The following is a 20875-nucleotide window of genomic DNA, read 5'->3' as shown; positions in this document are numbered from 1 at the left end:
ATGCCCCGGCCAGATACTTGGCCGGGTCTTGTCAAAATTGGTGGCGGCGTTTGGCGCCGCGATAGCATTTACTGCTTCGATAACATTACTTTAGCAGTGAAACGGCGTCTTCGGCGATCACCCACTCTTCGTTGGTTGGGATCACCATGGCAACTGGGCCATTATCTGTGGTGATCTGACCCTGGTTACCAAAGCGTGCCGCCTGGTTACGCGCTGGATCCACTTCGAAGTTGAAGATAGCGAGCAGGTTAAGCACCTTCTCACGGATAAGATCTGAGTTCTCACCGATACCGCCGGTGAATACCAAGGCGTCCAGACGACCCAGTGGCACAGTGTAAGAGGCGATATATTTGGCCAGACGGTAGCAGAAGATCTCAAGCGCCAGCGTCGCGCCCTTGTGGCCTTCGGCGTAGCCTTCTTCGATGCCGCGACAGTCGTTAGTCAGCTCAGAGATGCCCAGCAGACCGCTCTGCTTGTTCATCAGGTTGTTGACTTCATCTAAGGTGTAACCCAGACGATCTACCAGGTGGTAGATGATAGAGGGGTCGATGTCACCACAGCGGGTACCCATGACCAGACCTTCGAGCGGTGTCAGACCCATAGAGGTATCGACACTCTTACCGCCTTTAACCGCGGTGACAGACGCGCCGTTACCCAGGTGGGCACAGATGACGTTGGTGTCGGCTAACTCTTTACCCAGCGCCTTGGCGGCTTCGCGGCTCACAAACAGGTGGCTGGTGCCATGCATGCCGTAGCGACGGATGCCATGCTCGCGATAGAGTTTGTAGGGCAGGGCATACACGAAGGCGCGCTCTGGCATGGTTTGGTGGAAGGCGGTGTCAAACACGGCTACCTGTGGCAGGCCAGGGAAAGATGCCTGGGCGGCGCGAATACCGATAAGGTGCGCAGGGTTGTGTAGCGGTGCCAGAGCGGCACAATCTTCGATACCCGCGATCACGCTGTCATCGATCACCACAGAGTGGGTGAACTTCTCACCACCGTGAACCACGCGGTGACCGATTGCCTGGATCTGGGCGGCGACGTCAGGATACTGGCCCAGAATCTCTTTAACGATAAACTCGACCGCCTCGCGGTGGGCGGTGAAGGCCCCTAGCTTAGACTCGAATTTGTTGCCATCGACTTTCCACTTGATGCGTGAATCTTCCAGACCAAAGCACTCTGCTAGACCTGAGATCTGGTCGTCACCCGTAAGCGCGTCGATAATGGCGAACTTCAGTGATGAGCTGCCGCAGTTTAGTACCAAAACCAGTTTGTTAGACATGTTTAAAACCTTTTGCAAAGTGAGTGAATGACTGGCATTCACCAAAATTAAATGACCACAAAGCCTAGGGCCGGTGTCGCTTTAAATTCTCGTTCCTGAGATTAAGATTCGGTCTTTGCCAAGGCGATGCCGCTTGGGGCTGACGCTCGCCTTGTGCTATGGTAAAGACAGTCTCTTAAGTGTTAGGTGTCATCATTGACTGTTCAAGTGTTAAAAACCTTAGGGGTCGGTCGTCGCTATATGAAGACCTGGCCTATGGTTAGACAACTTAGTTTTTATTTTCCAGAGTATCGCGTGATCCACGCGACGGCTCTGGCGATTCGCTTGATGCCGCTGCTGGCCCTGCTGGCCGGCGGCAGTCAACTCTATCTGTATGGCTGGGCCTGGTTACCTCAGGCTATCACCATCGCCTTATTCTTTATTAGCTTGCCTATTCAAGGCTTGCTCTGGCTCGGTTGGCGAGCCAAGCATCCGCTGCCACTTTCTCTGCTGGATTGGGGCAATAATCTGTCCGCCAAGCTCCAGGGGATGGGAGTGGCTTGTCCCCCGCTAGGTGCCAGTGCCTGTTATCTTGACATGGCGGTCATCTTGAAGATGGCCTTCGAGCGTCTCGATAAACACTACTGGGAAGCGCTCTAACCTTTGTTAGTACACGGCAGCTATGCCGGCTTCCACAAACACCTGTTTAATCTGTTCCATGGTCTCGCGCGATGGGGGAGAGATATCCTTGAGGGTGTACTCTTCGCCCATGGCTTCCCATTTGTGTTTTCCTAGCTCGTGGTAGGGCAGTAGCTCTACCTTCTCCACGTTGGTCATAGGTTTAATAAATTCTGCCAAGCCCTTTGCCGAAGCAATATCATCGGTGTAGCCGCCCACGACCACATAGCGTATCCACACTTTTTGTTGGCGTTTTTGGAGATACTGGGCAAATTGCAGCGTGCGATGATTGCTGACATGGGTTAAGGCGATGTGTTGGTCGTCATCGATATGTTTGATATCGAGCAGCACCAAGTCTGTGTTATCGAGGAGTTCATCGATAACAGGGGTGTATTTACGTACGAAACCGTTGGTGTCTAGGCAGGTATGTATCCCTTGCGCTTTGCAGGCCTTAAACAGGGCCGCGACAAATTCGGCTTGCAGTATGGCTTCGCCGCCACTGGCAGTGACGCCTCCGCCGCTGGACTCGAGAAAAGGTCGATAGCTGATGATCTGTTCCATCAGCTCGTCGACCTCAATTTCACGTCCACCGTGAAGATCCCAGGTATCACGATTGTGGCAGTATTGGCAGCGCATCAAACAGCCTTGCATAAAGGTGATAAACCGAATGCCGGGACCGTCAACTGTGCCGAAGGATTCCAGTGAGTGAATCCGCCCTTTTACTGTCATTGTGACTCCGAAAACTTCAATTAAAGTAGGCTGTGCTAAATTAGTGCACAGCCTAGCTTATATTCACCAAAAATCTAGCGTTTGACCGCTCGATTGACGGAAATTACATCCCTTTGGTGAAAGTACGTGTAATGACGTCCTGTTGCTGCTCTGGTGTCAGTGCGTTGAAGCGCACGGCGTAACCAGAAACACGGATAGTCAGCTGTGGATACTTGTCTGGGTTAACCACGGCATCTTCCAGCATTTCGCGGTTCATCACGTTCACGTTCAGGTGTTGACCACCTTCGCGGGTCTCGTTGTGAGCGAAGTAACCGTCCATGAGCGCAGCCAGGTTAGCGCGGCGGCCGTCGTCATCTTTACCCAGGGCATTTGGCACGATAGAGAAGGTATAAGAGATACCGTCCTGTGCGTGAGCAAATGGCAGCTTGGCAACAGAGGTCAGTGACGCGATAGCGCCTTTCTCGTCGCGGCCGTGCATTGGGTTTGCACCCGGAGCAAATGGCGCGCCGGCTGGACGACCGTCTGGCGTAGTACCCGTCTTCTTACCATAAACCACGTTTGAGGTGATGGTGAGGATAGACTGAGTCGGGATCGCGTTACGGTACATCTTCTTGTGACGGATCTTAGCCATGAAGCGCTCAACCAGCTCGGTAGCCAGGTCATCGACGCGTGCATCGTTGTTACCAAACTTAGGATATTCACCTTCGATGTCGAAATCGACGGCGATGCCGTTTTCGTCACGAATTGGCTTAACCTTGGCAAACTTGATGGCAGACAGTGAGTCGGCAGCAATAGACAGACCAGCGATACCACAAGCCATGGTGCGACGTACGTCTCTGTCATGTAGCGCCATCAGGGCCGCTTCGTAAGAGTACTTGTCGTGCATGTAGTGGATAGCGTTCAGTGCAGACACATATTGGGTGGCTAACCACTCCATCATGGTGTCCAGGCGGCCCATCACATCGTCAAAGTCCAACACTTCATCTTTGATTGGCTCAAACTTAGGACCGATCTGAGTCTTAAGCTTCTCATCCACACCGCCGTTGATGGCGTAAAGCATGGTCTTGGCCAGGTTAGCGCGGGCGCCGAAGAACTGCATGTGCTTACCAACAACCATAGGGCTCACACAACAGGCGATGGCGTAGTCGTCAGAGTCGAAATCTGGACGCATCAGGTCATCGTTTTCGTACTGGATAGAGCTGGTGTCGATAGAGACCTTAGCGCAGTACTTCTTGAAGTTAAGCGGTAGCTTCTCTGACCAAAGCACTGTGATGTTTGGCTCAGGGCTTGGGCCCATGTTGTACAAGGTGTGCAGGAAGCGGAAGCTAGACTTAGTCACCAGTGTACGGCCATCAAGACCCATACCTGCGATAGACTCGGTAGCCCAGATTGGGTCGCCAGAGAATAGCTCGTCGTATTCTGGTGTACGTAGGAAGCGCACCATACGTAGCTTCATCACGAAATGGTCAACCATCTCCTGAGCTTGCTGCTCGGTCAGGACACCATTATTGATGTCGCGCTCGATGTAGATATCCAGGAAGCTAGAGGTACGGCCAAGAGACATGGCGGCTCCGTTTTGGCTCTTCACTGCGGCCAGGTAGCCGAAGTAGGTCCACTGAATCGCTTCTTTAGCGTTGGTTGCTGGACCTGAGATGTCACAGCCGTAGCTGGCAGCCATCTGCTTCATCTGACCCAGGGCTTTGTGCTGCTCGGCGATCTCTTCGCGTAGCTGCATGGTGGCTGAAAGATCTTCACCCGCTTCAAACTGCGCCTGCAGTGAGCTGAACTGAGCAAATTTTTCCTGCATCAGGTAATCGATACCGTACAGGGCGATACGACGGTAGTCACCAATGATACGACCACGGCCGTAGGCATCTGGCAGGCCTGTCAGTACGCCAGACTTACGGCAGCGCATGATCTCAGGGGTGTAGATGTCGAACACGCCTTGGTTGTGGGTCTTGCGGAGCTCTGAGTAGACATACTTGATGTTTGGATCCAGTTCGCGACCATATGCAGCGCATGAACCTTCGACCATGCGGATACCGCCATTGGGTAACATGGCACGCTTAAGTGGCGCGTCTGTTTGTAGACCGACAATGGTTTCAAGATCTTGGTCGATGTAACCTGCTGCATGAGAGGTAATGGTAGAGACTTTGTCGGTATCGAAATCAACCGGCGCGTGGGTGCGGTTTTCCTGCTTGATACCTTCCATCACTTTGTCCCAAAGCACACTGGTCGCTTCGGTGGCGCCTGCTAGGAAAGATTCGTCTCCTTCATAGGGCTTGTAGTTCTTTTGAATAAAGTCGCGTACATTTACTTCAGACTTCCAATCACCAGGAGTAAAACCTTCCCACGCTTTGGTGAACAGCTCAGTTTTTTCGGTCATCGTACTAATACCTTCTGTTTGAGATAAAGGTTATTGGTTATCGAGAGGCTGTCACTGCAGACGTTGCGATACACCAATAGCTATTCTTCGCAGCTCCCTTCAATGTATTACCCGGATGATGGGAACTGAATTATCGAACCGGTAAACCGTATCGATTTAAATCTGTTTTACGCGATATCCGAAGCCGTTTGACACTCACTGTCTAAATTGATTCGGCTATCATTAAATTGGTAAGACCAATTAACCATGTGCATAGTACCATATCTCCCTAGGCGCTGCATCTGAATCGGTCCGCTTTTGCCCGAGTTAATGCCAAAATTGCTATCTGGTTATCATTTTTGGCGCAAAATTTCGTTTGCATCTCACCTAAGAGTCGGTTATTTGCGCGAGGTGGTTCACACCTTTGTCTGACTGCCTATGACATCAAAGATAAGGGCGATTCCCCGGCGTTATGAGCGTCATGCCCATAGGGCATATTGATGCCTGTTATCAGCAAGTTTGATGTAAGTATAGGGGAGATAAAAATGAAGAGGGCCTAAGCCCTCTTCGTTGTCGTTTGCGCGATTAAAGTAGCGCCGGGATCCCTTGAATCATCCCCACCGCGAGCATGGCGGCGAGACAGATAACAAAGGCCAGACCCGGAATGATCAGCCTGTCGGCAAGGCTCAGGCTAGCGGCACGTTCTTTGTCGCCAATCAGGCCGTTATTGTCTAACAGCATGGTGAGTGCCCAGGCCAGCACAGGGTTGGCGACGAATGATGCGAAGATACAGATCCCCGCCGCCTGGCTGCTTTGGGTGTCTTTCACCATCTGCATGCCGGCTTCCAGTAGCGGCAGGAATACGCCAACCAGCAACGCGATTGACATCACTGGACGCCATACGGTGACATCCATTGGGTAACCCAGTACCGCGACTATGATACACAGGCTGCCCAGCAAGATGGCGCCGGCAGGAATAGGACGCTTAGCGATCGCCGCCGGGATCATGTAGGTACCCCATGAAGAGGTGATGTTACCACCACCCACAGCCGTACCCACGATTTGACGTAGCGAGCAGGTGGTCATGGTGTCATCCACATCCATCAGCACTTTCTCTGTGCCTTTAGGGTAGTTCAGCTCCTGGAAGATACGGTGACCTAGGAAGTCTGGTGACCACATGGCAACCGCCAGGATGGCGAAAGGCAGTGATGCGATGAAGTGCTCGAAGTTAGGTAAGCCTAGCTGCCAGCCGTGTTCGGTAGAGCCCCACCAGTACACTGGGTTCAGATTAGGGATGCCAGGCGCGGTAACAAACTGCAGATCTAAACCGGCGCCGAGGGCGAAGGCCAGCGCAATTGCCGCGATAGAACAAAGCGGAATAGCCAGCCAGCGTTTACCCACCTTGGCCAGGTAGGCGTAGAGAACGACGTTCACCAAGAGGATGAAGAAGGCCACGTAGCCCAGGCTATAGTCCAGGGCGTGCTTGGCCTGCAGGCCGCCGGCCCAGTCAAACAGCGAAGTGATCTGACTCTTAGCGCCCATGAAGCCGAGGAAGACTAAGAGTCCCCCCGCGACGCCGCTGGAGGTGAGGTTTACCAACCTGGAGCCACCTTTAAAGTAACTGAGCAGCAGACCAAAGATACCCAGAAGGATCGCAAGCGCTAATGGGTGCGCGCCAGCTAAGGCGATGGTACCGATAAGCGGGATCATGGGGCCGTGGTTGCCGCCAAGGTTAGCGCGAGGGTTGATAAAGCCGGAACTGATGATACAGAAGAGCAGGGCGGGGATGAGCATTTCGACGCGAACCACCTGAATGGCGAATTCGGCGCCTAGGTTGATGTGTTCCCAGCGCTCACTCAGGCCCGATGCCCAGGCGGCCATGACGGCGGAATACATTACCGTGATGCCGATAGTACCAGCGATGGCGGGTACTAAGTCTTCCCACTCGAAACGGAAGTCGCGTCCCGGCAGGTTGAGGCCCCAACGTCTGGGCTTCATGATCTGTAATTCGTGGTCTAAATATTCTTCACGAGTGGCAAACTCGCTGGCAGGACGGTGAAGCGCCTTGTAAGTCAGCTCAGAGGCTTCCATCTCTTCTTTTTTGACTGTTTCTGACATAATTTCTCATTCTCCGAAAAGAACTTATTGACTCATCAATTCGATGAAGACTTAGAGGTAATCCTTGCAAGTCAGCGAGTGTCGTTTGTTGATAAACCCCCAGGTGCCACTCGAGTAACTTGTCCGCCCCCTAGAATGGATAAAACACCCTAAATCCGGCGAGCAGTTGCATCCCTAACGCTGTTTAAAATTGGTCTGACCAATTTACCTCATAAATCTTAACATAGTGAATTTCACCTGACATTAACTATCAATAAACTTGAAACTGGTGATTAGATGATTTGGGAGCTAGTTAACATCTTGTATCGCCATTTCAGATCAATTTTTACATTAGGCATATATATTGCGTTTGGATATGGATCGCGCCTTTTGTCACTTTTGGGAGCCACTCCCCCCATTCTCAGCAAATTAGAGATGCTTCGCACGGCTCACATTTTTGGCTGGGGCGGGCTTCACAAAAAGCCAGTACGGTGTGCTTCGTGTCTCGAAAATGCTCATCTGGGTCTGCCGCTTCGTCTCCTGCGCGCCCACACAAAGGATTCGCCAGGGATGTTAATCAAGATGCCTTATAGCTTAGGCAATAGGTGGTTAGTTGCCAGTTTGCCCTTGTGAGCCGCACGCCTTTACACCTCATGGGCGCTTTTATCTCTATTTTCCCAAGTAACATTTGGTTTCTTATAACTTATTGTATTTAATCGCTTTAAAGGTTATTTGTTGCTGACTTAACAACTTGCTTACCTCCAGGTTTGATTATCAATTTTACTGATTACCTCATTCATTATTATCAAATTTTATTTCCTTCTTTTAATGGCTAATCTCGGCATCAGAGAGTGAGGCAATAGGCTAACTCTTTGTAAAAACATTTATTAATCAATAGCCGTCTTTCGGGACTTGGCACTTGCGGAGATGATGTTAATGAAATTTCACCCCTGTTTTACGCTCGGCTGGAGATGGACGCGCCATGACGATACCTAATCTAGTGCCACTTGCAGCCAGGCGGGTCGAGCCAGCGCCTTCGATCGAGCCTAGCCTGTGTCAACGCGCCGCGACTTATGGTCAGGAGAAGGTAACTAAGCAGGCGATGCAGTCTATCGGTCAGGCGATGTTTGCCGGCGCCTTTATCGCACTCGCCTTCGTGTTTTATCTCACCGTCACTACGGGAGCGTCGGGCGATTGGGGCATGGTGCGGCTCGTTGGCGGCCTGGCCTTTAGCTTGGGGCTGATGTTGGTGGTGATCTGTGGTGGTGAGCTGTTTACCAGTAGCGTGCTGAGCAGCGTCGCCTGGGCGCAAAAGCGTGTCAGCACGCGGGAATTGTTGGCCTGTTGGGGACGTGTCTATCTGGGTAACTTTTGCGGCGCCATGTTTATGCTGGCTTTGATCCTCAGTGCCAAGATGTACCTGTTGGACGGTGGACTCTGGGGCCTCAACGCTTTGAAGGTTGCCCAACATAAGCTGCACCACTCCTGGGGCCAGGCGTTCGCACTGGGCATCTTATGTAACATGCTAGTTTGTTTAGGGGTTTGGATGACCTTCGCCAGTAAGGAGGCGCTGACTAAGGCCATCTTGTTGATGCTACCCGTGGCGATGTTTGTCAGCAGCGGCTTCGAGCACAGCATAGCCAATCTCTTCATGGTGCCCCTGGGGATCGCCATTAAGCAGTTGGCCATCTGGGGCTGGTATCAGATCCCCGGATTTACCGCCGAGCAGTTTAGTGATCTGACGCTGCTTCATTTTCTAACCAATAACCTGATCCCTGTGACCGCGGGCAATATCGTCGGCGGTGGCCTAGTGGTGGGGCTGGGTTACTGGTGGATAGATTCAAGTAAGGCACATGTTGGCCCACTCGCTCAGGTGACATCTATGACGGTGCATCTCGAGCCTGTGTTAAGCCGCAGTGATCAGAGTAACAGACAGGACAACGGCAGCGAGCTCGCTGCACATTCAATCTCAATATTATCTAGTAAAGTTTGTAGGGGAGAGACCCAAATGCCTAAATCGATTCAAAAATTAAATGTCAGCGCGCTGATGGAGCAGACACCTTTTACCCTAGCACCTGAGCTCTCTGTGTATGAGGGGCTGAAGCAACTCAACGAGAAGCAGCTGCGCGGCGCGCCCGTGGTTGATGCTAAGCAACGTCTGCTGGGTTTTGTCTCTCAGCAAGATCTGCTGCGTAGCCTATGGTCAGAAGAGTTTGTCCGTGGCATTAGCTACAAGGTGGCCGATCTGATGCAGACCCGGGTGCTGACGGTAACCCCTGATGATGCGGTGGCCGATCTTATTGAGGTGATGGTGGTAGATCGTGACAAGCTGTTTCCCGTGAGTGACATGGGGGTGCTGACCGGCCATACCTATGCCAGTTACGAGGAGCGACTGCGCCACGCCAGCGCCAGTAAGCCCAGCTGTTTTCCTGTGGTCAGTGAAGGCAAGTTAGTTGGGGTGATTAACCGAGAGTCCATCGTAGCCAAGGTATGCGCCATCTACGAATAGTGGCCAAGACCAGCTGTTAACAACAAAAAAGGGGCGAATGCCCCTTTTTAATGTCTACTGAGTTACTAGCTCAACTGTCTGTTCGATTTGCAGTTCAATTGCCTATTCATTTACCTTTGAGTTAAGCAGTCAGTGAGTTGTGCAACTAACCAAATTCGCTATTTATTGCCTTTGACGTGCTGGCGATGTTTGCTCAGGCGTCTGGCCTCGGTGATCACGCAGTCACGTAGCGGATTCTCGCCTGAATCGCAGCGCCATACGAAGGAGAGGTGCCTCTGCATATTGAGCTGCGGGGTCGGTAAGATAACCAACTCGCCGGCGGCCACCTCTTTCTCCACATCCAGGAAAGGTAGGCTACTCAGATAGGGGCCATTTTTCACCAAGGCCTTGAGCAGGGAGACATGCTCATACTCTTTCCATACGTGAAGCTTTTCGATGACGCCGTGGATCGCCCCCTCGAAGATGCGGCGGGTCCCGGCGCCTTGCTCGCGCAGCACCCATCTTGCCTGTTCAAGCTGCGCCAGGCTGATGTTGATCTGCTTGGCATAGGGATGATGAGGCGAGGCGACTACCACCAGATGATCGTCTAACCATTGCTCCTGATAGAGTCGGCTGTCGTCGTTACGGCCTTCTATGATGCCAAAGTCATATTCGTAATTAAGTAAGCCCTCGACCACGTTCTCGGTATTTTCCACTGTGAGCTCGATCCTAAGTTCGGGAAAATCGGTATCGATTTTACTGATGAGCTCGGGCAGCAGATGCTCGGCTGCCGTCTGACTCGAGCATAAACGAAAACGACCGCTTATAAGGTGTTGTTCGTGAAGGCCTAATTCGATCTGTTGTGCATCCTGTAGCAGGCGTCTCGCCCTTGGGCGTAACCAGTTTCCCCAGTGGCTGAGGGTGAGGCGATTGCCCTGTCTGATAAACAGGGGGCGGCCGAGCAGGTTCTCCAACTGGCCAAGGGACATGCTGACTGCAGACTGAGTCATCGACAGTTTTCGCGCCGCGGCACTCACACTCTCCAGGCTGGCTACGGCATCGAACACCATGATTTGTTTTAGTGAGTACTTCATCGAGCTTTTGGCGTCCTAACTGATTTAAACAATAAAGAAAACTATCAATAAAATTGATGCTTGTGTGATATTGATTGTATGAGCGCCCGAATGCTTTCACAAGTAAAGCGTTGATTTTATCTAAGTTACTCGACCTGCCTCACTCTTTGGCGGCGTCTTGTGCGCCCCATGACAATTTTGACCAATACGTGCATCCTATCCAGGGATGCTTGAGCAATATGGCCGCCTGGTTTGAGGGTTATCCCTTATTGGCCTGCGCGGGGGATTCTTGTGCAGCAAAAGGGGAATTGGTTTATATTGGCGGGCAATAACTTAGACTCCAAGAATAACCACGGAAAAGCAATGGCAAATCAAGCGCCTTCCCCGGCGGCGAACCCGCAAAATAAAATCCCTTTACCCGATACCTTAGTGATCATCTTCTTCGTGGCCCTGGCTGCCATGTTGCTGACCTATCTGGTACCTGTTGGCTCCTTCGAGACCCAGGAGATCCATTATCTTGCCGATGGCGTCGAAAAACAGCGTAGTGTGGTCGACCCGAACTCGTTTCGCTTTAGCCTGGATGAGGCCGGAGAGCATCTCAAGCAGCCGGTCGCCTTGTTTGAGGGAGGCGGAGGCATAGGTTTCTTTAACTTTGCCTTCGAAGGCTTAACTTCGGGTTCTAAGTGGGGCACCGCCATCGGGGTGATCATGTTTATGCTGGTGATAGGCGGTGCCTTCGGCATAGTGATGGAAACCGGCACCATAGATAATGGCATCATAAGGCTTATTGATAAGACCCAGGGTAATGAGCGCCTCTTCATTCCCGTGCTCTTTATCCTGTTCTCCCTTGGCGGCGCCGTGTTTGGCATGGGGGAGGAGGCGATCGCCTTTGCCATCATTATCTGCCCTTTGATGATACGTTTAGGGTTCGATGGCATCACCACAGTGATGGTGACTTATGTGGCGACACAGGTGGGTTTTGCCAGCTCTTGGATGAATCCCTTCAGCGTGGCGATTGCTCAGGGCATCGCTGGCATTCCCGTGCTTTCCGGGGCTGGGGTAAGGGGCCTAATGTGGGCAGGCTTCACCCTGATGGGGGTGATCTTTACCATGCGCTACGGCGCTAAGATCCAGGCCAATCCCCAAAGCTCACTCTGTAATGAGTCGGACAGATATTTTCGCGAGCATCATGGAGCGAACGAATTACAGAGCCGGTTTAACCTCGGCGATAGCCTGGTGCTGCTTACCATCTTGCTAACGGTGATCTGGGTTATTTGGGGCGTTGTCGCTAACGCTTGGTTTATTCCCGAAATAGCCAGTCAGTTCTTTGCCATGGGGATTGTTGTGGGGATGATTGCTGTGATCTTCAGGCTCAATGGTATGACGCTGAATCGTATGGCGACCAGCTTCAAACAAGGCGCTGGCACCATGCTTGAGCCAGCTCTGCTGGTAGGCTGCGCCTCGGGGATCTTGCTGCTTCTCGGTGGCGGTAAGCCTGATGAACCTAGCGTACTTAATACCTTACTCAACAGCGCAGGCAGCCTGATTGGCCAGTTACCTGCGGTCGCCTCGGCCTGGTTTATGTTGCTGTTTCAGTCGGTGTTCAACTTCTTTGTGACTTCGGGGTCGGGTCAGGCCGCGTTGACCATGCCCTTGATGGCTCCTCTTGCCGATATCGTCGGCGTGTCCCGTCAGGTGGCTGTGTTGGCCTTTCAATTGGGCGATGGTTTTACCAATGTGCTGGTGCCGACGTCGGCGTCATTGATGGCCACCTTAGGTGTTTGCCGCGTCGATTGGGGCATTTGGGTCAAGTTTATCTGGCGTTTCATGCTGGCGCTGTTTTTGGTCTCTAGCCTAGTGGTAGTCGCCGCTCACTATCTCGGCTTTGTCTAAGAGCAAGTTTTTAATTTTGGCAATAAAAAACGGCATCCTAGGATGCCGTTTTTTCATTAAAGTTCAGTTAGATTAGAACTTCACTTCACCTTCTAGGAACCACTCACGACCACGTGCGTTGTACACTGAACGTGGGTAGTGCGGCCAAGAAGTATCGGTTGGGTCAAAGTTAGGACCTGCATCGAACAGGTTAACTACGCCAGCTTTCACCTTGATAGCATCAGTGATGTTGTAACCTGCAGTCAGGTTCCACTTAGTTTGTGATGCCACTTCGTGTGCGCTTTCGTCGAATGCTTCGTTGTTGTCGATAGCAGATTGCTTGAACGTCTTGTATTGAACACCGTGCATACGCGCAGTGTGGTAAGCACCTAAGGTCGCTTCGAAGTCATCGATGTAGTAACCCAGTACAACGTTTGCACGGTACTGTGGCAGACCACCGTTTTCTAGATCGTCTTCAACTGGATCAGTTGGTGACAGTTGGTACTCAGACAACAGGATGTAAGTACCGGTGAAGTTAAGCTTCAGCTCACCAATGTTGTCCAGATCCCAGCTATAACCAGCAGTGATATCTAAACCACGTACTTTTTGGAATGCCAGGTTCTGTGCAACGGCGTTCACGTGAGTGATAGTGCCGCTTGCATCACGAGTCAGCATGCTTTCGTACTGTTCGTATTCACGAGCAGCCTTGCTAGCGCTGATGTCGCTAACCATGTCATCCAGTTTCCATTCCCATAGGTCGAATGATGCGTTGAGTGCATCACCGCCCCATACCGCGCCTATGTTAGCTGTGTAACCAGTTTCGGCTTCCAGATCTTTGTTAGCACCTGTTGTAGTGTCTACGTGAAGTTCCTTACAAACAGCATTCAGTGTTTCATCGCCTGGGTAGCCCTGACCTGGAATACCACCAAGTGCTTGACACTGTTTGAAATCGATAACAGTAGAGAAGCCCTTAGTCGCATCACCATATACACGATGCATGTCTGGTGCGCGGAATACTGAGCTGATAGAACCACGAACCAATAGCTCGCTTAGTGGACGGTATTCAATAGTCAACTGTGGAGACAGGTTGCCACCGAAATCATCGTAGCGGTCATAACGTAGTGCCGCGTCGACAGTCAGTACGTCAAGAACAGGTAGGCTCAATTCGGCATAAGTTGCCCAGAAAGAACGCTCACCGGCACCTGAAGAACCACCAGTGGTAAGGATGTTACCTTTCTTAGACTCTGAATCTGTGTTGGTTTCATAGTCTTGCTCTGTGTACTCAGCACCGAATGCAAACTGAGCGTCACCCGCTGGCATTTCGAACGCCATACCAGAGATGTTAGCCTGGATGTTCTTCTGAGTAGACTGAGCCTTCTCAAATGGTGAGTAAGAGGCTTGTTCTACATCTTCTGCGCTCATGTTCTTCAGCAGAGAGTTGCCGTTTTCACCGGCAGTGATGTAGTCGAACATGCCGCCAACAGTAGCATAGCCACTGCGGAACACGTCTACGTTAGTACGGCCGTAGTTAACTGATGCATCCCAGCTGTATTCATCAGCCAGTGTGCCTTCCAGACCAGCGGTGAAGAAGTAGTTACGCGTCTTAGTCTCGCCAGCACGGTTGCTGAACTCGTGTAGACGACGTAGGTAGTTGTAATCACCATCGGTTGCGTTGGCGAAGTCACCGCCTAGGGCAGTAGTCTTGTCGTTGAAAGTCTTGCTTAGATCGCCATTGCTTACGGTGACGCTGTTGCCTGCGACTTTGATGTCGTAGTCATTGATCGCCATAGGCTCGATGTTAGTGGTAGATTTCGCTTCGGCGAAATCTAAACGACCTACGAAGCTAATGTCATCGGCCAGCTCATAGTTGAAGTTGGTTGAGCTGATGAAACGTGAGCTCTTAGGTTGTAGGTCGCGCCATTCTGAACGGTCGAAACCACACAGAGAGCCAGTCCACAGGTAACCGCCAGCGGTACATTCTTCTTCAGTCAGTTGACGTGCGCCAGTACCAGAACCTACGATGCGAGCACCGTATGAGCTGTAAGCAGAAAATTCGCTGTATGGTACTTTGTCAGTGTGTAGACCGAAGTTTTCACGATCAGTCGCTTTTAGCTGCTCGTTATCGGTAAATTCGATGAAAGTCGATACGTTACCGCGATCAGATGAAGCACCTAGAGAAAGCGCGATACGGTCACTTCCGCCGCCACCGTTTGTGGTGTCACCGTGACGGTACTTAAGTGCTACACCTTCGAAGTCTTTTTTCAGGATGATGTTGATCACACCACCAACGGCGTCAGCACCGTAAATAGCAGAACCACCAGATTGCAGTACTTCGATACGTTGTACCGCTTCCATAGGTAGGTTAGCAGTATCTACGAAGTTATCGGTACCACCAGATGGCTTTGGATATTGGTTTAGACGCTTACCATTGATCAGTGTCAAAGTACGGTTAGCACCGGCGCCACGTAGACTGATAGATGAGGCGGCTGGTGTGAAACCATGAACTGACTGGGTGGTCATTGCACTGGTGGTTGAAGTTAGGCTTTCCAACGCATCTTGAACGTTAGTGAAACCCTGTTTCGCCATGTCTTCTGCGCTCATGACGGTAACAGGTGTAGCCGTTTCCATATCGGTACGCTTAATACGTGAACCTGTTACTTGAATACGTTCTACGCTGTCTTCGTCCGCCGAATAAACGGCAGGTACGCTTAGTGCTGCCGTCGCGGCACCACCAATTAATGCGAAACGAACAGCTTTAGCCAATATAGAATTAGGCTGCATTGTGTTTCTCCCTGAGACTTATTTTAATTTTTGATTTAACACTTATGGACTGACCGTTTGTATTCGATCTAAGTGTCGATCTTTATTTAGTAAAAACTTTTCAAATATTTACTTATATTGATAAATCTTTACCTCGTGCTCGATATAATCATAGAGAGGTAACAACTGCAACAAGGTGGCTACAGCCGATACGCCTACTCACGCACTTAGATTTTTATCCTTTTTTTAACAAAGAAAAAACAATTAACATTGCAAGATGGGTGTTAAATAAGCGATTTATTTCAAAATGCTTCCTAATGTTATTTTTTGTGGTCGCTTGTAAAGGTGGTGTGAAATCTTGTGCGATTATTTGTTTTTCATTTGTTTTTGTTTTTGTGTCTAGTTGTTTTTTACTTGTGCTGTTTGTTATTTAAAAAAAATACAAAAAATATGAAAAATATTGTGGAAATGATTTGTTTGTGACCAAAATCACCGCTATTCATGTCTGTTTAATTGTTTGTATATTGTTAACGGCAAGGTGTGAGGGGATTAAATTCTAATACTAATGTGCGGTGTTTTTCTTAATTCATGGTCTATTTGGCGCTCATGATAAGTCATTATTATTAAGTTTGAGGGTTAGGCTTGTTAAATCTGTGTTGCTCTTTTCCGCTCGACTATTTGCACCAATGAGAGGGCAAAAGGAAGGAAAAGGGAAAGGGAAAGGGAAAGGGAAAGAGAAGTCACTTTGACGGGCGACGGTTTGTTGGCTGAGAAGGTGCTTAGCAACACAGTTGGCCCTGTCGAATTGGCTATTAAGCTAATTAATCTAGCGTCTATACATCTATTAACCCAAACCTAGCGCTATTTAACAGAGTACACATCGGTACTATAGAGACTAGAGAAAGTCGAGAGCTAGGTAGACCGCATACCTGAGGTCATTGGTCTACCTAAGATTTTTAAGGTTAAAGATTTAAGGTTAAAGATTTAAGAATTTAGGTTTAAGTATTTAAGGCTTTCTACGACAGCGCAGCAAGGTATGACCTAGTCCTATGTTATCGATATCCTCGTCGACATAGAGGCCCGCCGATGAGATCAGCTTGAGCAGATCTTTCGAGTGGTACATGCGGCTATTGCCGTTTGCCATGGCAGTGAAGTAGAGCGAGGTGGCATTGACACAATAGGCACCGGCTTCGCAGGGTTGTCTGTCCCAGAAGGTCTCTAAGATACAGAGTTCGCTATGGGAAGCCATATTGGCGGCGGCTAGTTTTAATATGGTCAGTATCTGCTCCTCGGAGAAGCAATCTAAGAACTGACTCATCCAGTAAAGATCCCCTCCCTTAAAGAAGGGCGTATCTGCCTTTAACAGATCGCATTCGAAGCCATGGATACGGTCACTCAAGCCCTTGTCTTTGGCATTTTCCATGGCGACCTTCAGCTGACCCGGGAGATCCATGATGGTGACTTCGACCTCGGCATCGTAGCGGGTGCAGGCGAGTGCCCATTTTCCCGTGTTACCACCTATATCCACCAGTGTCTTCGGCTCGGCCTTAAAGATCAGTGGCAGCACAGTGCCAAAGGCGTGATCGGAATAGAAGTGGTCGAATTCGAACCAGCTCTGCTTGGCCGCCGGTGGCAGCTGGCTTAGGCCAGGATAGATGGTCTGCCAATCGCCAAACACCTTCAGACCACTGGCTTCGCCATTCTCCAATGCCTTGTCGAGCTCGAACATCCCTTGATAACAAACGTCATGGTTGAAGTTAAGGTTGACTCTGGACATCTCATCGTGAAGCAGGAAGTGGCCTATCTTGTCCAGGTGAAAGCCTTGATCATCTTGCCAGACGAGTCCCATGCTCAGGGCCATATCCAGCAGGACACCGACGGCATAGTCTGATAGATCAACCAGACTCGCGAGCTGTGGGCGGCTCGAGCCAGGTTTAGCTTCGATTTGGGCTAATAGATCGAATTTCAGCAGGCAACGGGCAACCTGGAAGGTTATTGGAGCGAATGCGATTTTTTGTGCTTCAAATTTGGCATCAAATGCCGATATCTGTTTCGGCGATTGGTAAAAGTCCATCAGAGTCCTGACGCTTGAGTGAGTGAAATGCCATCCACTCTAGCCCGATCCCCTGCTGAGGACATCAAGTCTATGTCGTTTTATCGACCTGGCTCGCGAAAACAGTCCCAAGATAGCCGAAATTATCTACGATACAAGGCGTTATTGATCGTTGAGAGGGGCGTGTAACGATGCTGTGCTAGGTCAAGTGTTACTCCGGTGTTAACATAGCATCAGCTCTGTCGCCGATGGTTTAGTTCGATAAGGATAGATAAATGCAGCAACCTCTTAGTTATGTTGGACGTATCACCCACAGGGCCGATGGTGAGGCGCGGCGCGTGGCCATCTTAGAGGCGACTCTAAGGTTGATCGTCAAGGAGGGGGTACGCGGCGTGCGTCATCGCGCCGTGGCAACAGAGGCGCAGGTACCGCTTGCCTCGACCACCTATTACTTTAAAGATATCAAAGATCTGATCAGCGACGCCTTAACCTACTTTGCCGAAAAAACTCTGTGGATGAACAACACTCTGGAGCAGAAGAGTTTTCAGTTGCTCGAGGCACTTAAGGCAGACAGTCACCAGATGGCCCCGGACAAGGTGGCGGCGCATCTGACCGAATTTCTCTGTGAACATATTCAAACCCAAGTGAGTCATAGGGACGATCGCATTCTCGAGGTCGCGTTTCACGAAGAGGCGCTGCGTAATCCCGCGCTCGCCGAGGCGATTCAACTGTTGGACAATGGCTTTGTCAGCACTATCGAGCAGTTTTTTACCGCCTTAGGATCAACCACGGCCAATGCCGATGCCCATCAGCTGTTGGGGCTGATTCGTTGGGTGGAGTATCAGAGCATTATCAGTGGCAATCTGGACAGCGACTTTTTGCAGCAGACCCTTGGCGCCTGTATCGACAAGATCCTGTGTGCCATAAAATAAAGCCCCAATATTAAAACTATCGGGGCTTCAAGTGAGTTAACCTGCCTTATTAGGCGAGTCTTACTGAACGTTTTCCGCGTCGCCAAATTGGCCTTGGAACAGGACAGAAGAGAGGTAACGCTCGGCCGCAGATGGCAGGATCACTACGATGTTCTTACCTTCAAACTCTGGCAGTTCGGCGATACGGTTAGCCGCAACAACCGCTGCACCCGAAGAGATACCTACCAGGATACCTTCCTCTTTCATCAGGCGCTGGGCCATCTCGATCGCTTCTTCGTTGGTCACGGCTTCTACGCGATCGATCACGTCAAGGTCTAGGTTGCCTGGGATGAAACCTGCGCCGATACCTTGGATCTTATGTGGACCAGGCTGCACAGGTTGACCGGCCATGGTCTGGCCAATGACAGGAGAGTCTGCAGGCTCAACTGCAACCGAGGTGATCGCCTTGCCCTGGGTTTGCTTGATATAACGACTCACACCTGTGATGGTGCCGCCGGTACCCACGCCCGCCACAACCACATCGACTTCACCGTCTGTGTCGTTCCAGATCTCAGGGCCTGTGGTCTTCTCGTGGATCTCTGGGTTAGCTGGGTTATCAAATTGACCCAAGATCAGGTATTTTTCTGGCGCAGATTGACGCAGCTCTTCAGCCTTGTCGATGGCGCCCTTCATACCCTTGGCACCTTCGGTCAGCACAAGATTGGCACCCAAAGCTTTAAGCAGTTTGCGACGCTCGAGGCTCATGGTGTTTGGCATGGTCAGGGTTAGCTTATAACCACGGGCCGCGGCGACATAGGCCAGTGCAATACCTGTGTTGCCTGAGGTCGGCTCAATCAATTCTTTGTCTTTAGTGAGCAAGCCCTTCTTTTCGGCGTCCCAAATCATATTCGCGCCAATACGACACTTTACACTAAAGCTAGGGTTACGGGCCTCAACCTTGGCGAGCACATTTCCCTTGCTGACGCGATTTAGGCGAACAAGAGGTGTATTACCTATGGTATATGAATTGTCTTCGAAAATTTTACTCATGGATTACTTGCTCCTTAATGTTTACAGCTAAATCATAGTGTGGTTTGGGCGCATTAGAAATGATAGTTTCATCTTCGTTATTCTTTTCTGTTATAAAAGCTGTCACTTATATCATAATTACATCGCTAAGGGGGCTGGTCTAATGGGGATCCTATTGATAAGTTAGCGAAATGTATCAAGCCCGCTAGCCAAAATAAGCAGAATAAATCGCAGGGAGCAGATGAGTGAGCAGCACAAACGATAGGATAGGGGATGTGGCAAATATGCCGAGCACAGCGCATCAATCTGCGAGCCCTGATTCAGCTAAAAAATCTAAGACAAAAGCTCCAAACTCCAAAGATCGTAAGACCAAAGATCCTAAGAGCAAGGACCCTAAGACAATAGTCACCCCCTTCGCCTTTCACGTAGCGCCAGAGCTGCTCTATACCCCGCTGGCCTCGCCACTCAAGCGTGGCCTGGCGATGCTGATCGATGGTTTGCTGATTAGCGTATTAGCTGAGCAGGCCGGCGCCCTGTTTATTCTCCTGGTCGGCTTAACCTTAGTCATTGAGCGTCGCAGCCATCAACTGGGCAAGGCATTGAAGTGGGGCCTCTATCTTGCCATGCTCTTGATGACAATCTGGGTCACCAGCGACAACATCATCTCCTACGGCGATGCGAATAAAGGTAAAGACGGGGAGAAAGTGGCGCAAACCACGGGTCAGCAGGCGGAGTCACTGAATGCACTTAAGGTCATGCCGCAGATCATAGCCCTTAGCCTGTGTGAGGAGGCAAGCTGCGCCGACGAGAAATTAACTAAGCTGCTTAGCGCGATGGACAGCTTAGAGGCAAGCGACAGGGAGAAAGTGGCGCTGGCATCTCAGCTGATCGACGAGCTGTCTCTGCCGAGTCAGGAAAAACAAGCACTGATGCAGCGCCTAAAGCAGGCTTACCCTAATGGCTATGCTGTAAAGCAAGGCGAGGTTAAGCAAGACGTGGTGAATTCAGAAGCACTGAAGCAAGAGACGGTGAAACAAAGCACGGTGGAGCAAGAGGCAAGTGAGCCAAGCCAACAAGCCTTAATGGATGAGCCAGCAGCGCTCGGGATTGACCCGGATAAACTTGATGAAGAGGAAGATAAGCCTTCGCCCTACAGCCTGCTGGAATGGGCCAAAGGTATCTTAAACGATCTCGGGCTCGGCTTTGGCTGGGCCGCCTTCTACTTTACTATCTTTACCGCCTGGTTCGATGGCCAGACGCTGGGTAAGAAATTGCTCAACATTCGGGTGGTGCCGCTGGATGCCTCATCTATCTCGTTATGGGATGCCTTTGGACGTTATGGCGGCTATGGCGCCGGTTTCGCCACAGGTTTACTCGGCTTCCTACAGATATATTGGGATGCTAACCGTCAGGCGATTCAAGATAAGATCTCAGAAACTGTCGTTGTTGATCTCTCTAAGCCAAGAGAAACCCCAGCAGGGGAGAGCTCCCCTGAGGTATATGGTGGCGCCTGATTCGTAATAAAAAGGCCTGCAATTGCAGGCTTTTTTTTGAAGTGA

13 protein-coding genes are annotated in these 20875 nt (G+C 50.7%); 5 read left to right on the top strand and 8 right to left on the bottom strand.

Annotated features, from left to right (window positions below; translation table 11 throughout):
* Positions 1–85 precede the first annotated feature (85 nt).
* A complete protein-coding gene (gene ackA, locus K0H80_RS12225) occupies positions 86–1282 on the bottom strand; it encodes an acetate kinase (protein ID WP_011866190.1) in 1197 nt (398 codons plus the stop codon).
* A gap of 195 nt (positions 1283–1477) precedes the next feature.
* Between ackA and yfbV the strand changes: the two genes are divergently transcribed.
* Entirely contained in the window at positions 1478–1921 is a 444-nt protein-coding gene (gene yfbV / locus K0H80_RS12220; protein ID WP_220071756.1) for a terminus macrodomain insulation protein YfbV, read from the top strand.
* A gap of 6 nt (positions 1922–1927) precedes the next feature.
* On the opposite strand, the gene pflA is transcribed toward yfbV, so the two are convergent.
* The 3 genes from pflA to K0H80_RS12205 all read right to left on the bottom strand — a co-directional run bounded on the left by pflA (position 1928) and on the right by K0H80_RS12205 (position 7151).
* Positions 1928–2668, bottom strand: a complete 741-nt coding sequence (pflA, locus tag K0H80_RS12215) for a pyruvate formate lyase 1-activating protein (RefSeq protein WP_220071755.1) — start codon at positions 2666–2668, stop codon at positions 1928–1930.
* Positions 2669–2771: 103 nt separating this feature from the next.
* Entirely contained in the window at positions 2772–5054 is a 2283-nt protein-coding gene (pflB, locus tag K0H80_RS12210; protein ID WP_220071754.1) for a formate C-acetyltransferase, read from the bottom strand.
* Positions 5055–5618: 564 nt separating this feature from the next.
* Complete coding sequence (locus K0H80_RS12205; RefSeq protein WP_011866186.1) at positions 5619–7151, bottom strand: DUF3360 family protein; 1533 nt, start codon at positions 7149–7151, stop codon at positions 5619–5621.
* Positions 7152–8112: 961 nt separating this feature from the next.
* On the opposite strand from K0H80_RS12205, the gene focA reads away from it, so the two are divergent.
* Positions 8113–9639, top strand: coding sequence for a formate transporter FocA (focA, locus tag K0H80_RS12200; RefSeq protein ID WP_220071753.1), 1527 nt, complete (start codon positions 8113–8115; stop codon positions 9637–9639).
* 158 nt (positions 9640–9797) lie between these two features.
* Here focA and K0H80_RS12195 read toward each other — a convergent pair whose 3' ends face one another.
* Positions 9798–10712, bottom strand: coding sequence for a LysR substrate-binding domain-containing protein (locus tag K0H80_RS12195; protein WP_220071752.1), 915 nt, complete (start codon positions 10710–10712; stop codon positions 9798–9800).
* Positions 10713–11054: 342 nt separating this feature from the next.
* On the opposite strand from K0H80_RS12195, the gene yfcC reads away from it, so the two are divergent.
* Entirely contained in the window at positions 11055–12584 is a 1530-nt protein-coding gene (gene yfcC / locus K0H80_RS12190) for a putative basic amino acid antiporter YfcC (RefSeq protein WP_220071751.1), read from the top strand.
* A gap of 72 nt (positions 12585–12656) precedes the next feature.
* Here the strand turns inward: yfcC and K0H80_RS12185 are convergent, their stop codons facing one another.
* Together K0H80_RS12185 and K0H80_RS12180 are read right to left on the bottom strand one after the other, a co-directional pair.
* Entirely contained in the window at positions 12657–15344 is a 2688-nt protein-coding gene (locus K0H80_RS12185) for a TonB-dependent receptor (protein ID WP_011866182.1), read from the bottom strand.
* A gap of 985 nt (positions 15345–16329) precedes the next feature.
* Positions 16330–17397 carry a methyltransferase gene (locus K0H80_RS12180; RefSeq protein WP_011866181.1) on the bottom strand — a complete coding sequence of 356 codons (1068 nt, stop codon included), beginning with the start codon at positions 17395–17397 and terminating at the stop codon, positions 16330–16332.
* Between the two features lie 254 nt (positions 17398–17651).
* Here K0H80_RS12180 and K0H80_RS12175 point away from each other — a divergent pair, with 254 nt between their 5' ends.
* Positions 17652–18308, top strand: coding sequence for a TetR/AcrR family transcriptional regulator (locus K0H80_RS12175; protein WP_220071750.1), 657 nt, complete (start codon positions 17652–17654; stop codon positions 18306–18308).
* Positions 18309–18368: 60 nt separating this feature from the next.
* On the opposite strand, the gene cysK is transcribed toward K0H80_RS12175, so the two are convergent.
* Positions 18369–19337, bottom strand: a complete 969-nt coding sequence (cysK, locus tag K0H80_RS12170; RefSeq protein WP_220071749.1) for a cysteine synthase A — start codon at positions 19335–19337, stop codon at positions 18369–18371.
* 263 nt (positions 19338–19600) lie between these two features.
* Here cysK and K0H80_RS12165 point away from each other — a divergent pair, with 263 nt between their 5' ends.
* A complete protein-coding gene (locus K0H80_RS12165) occupies positions 19601–20830 on the top strand; it encodes an RDD family protein (RefSeq protein WP_220073975.1) in 1230 nt (409 codons plus the stop codon).
* The last annotated feature ends 45 nt before the right edge of the window (positions 20831–20875 follow it).

The sequence above is a fragment of the Shewanella aegiceratis genome, assembly GCF_019457495.1.
In the GTDB taxonomy this organism is placed as follows: domain Bacteria; phylum Pseudomonadota; class Gammaproteobacteria; order Enterobacterales; family Shewanellaceae; genus Shewanella; species Shewanella loihica.
The sequence above is the reverse complement of the archived record's forward strand: the minus strand, read 5'-3'. Positions and strand labels throughout refer to the sequence as shown.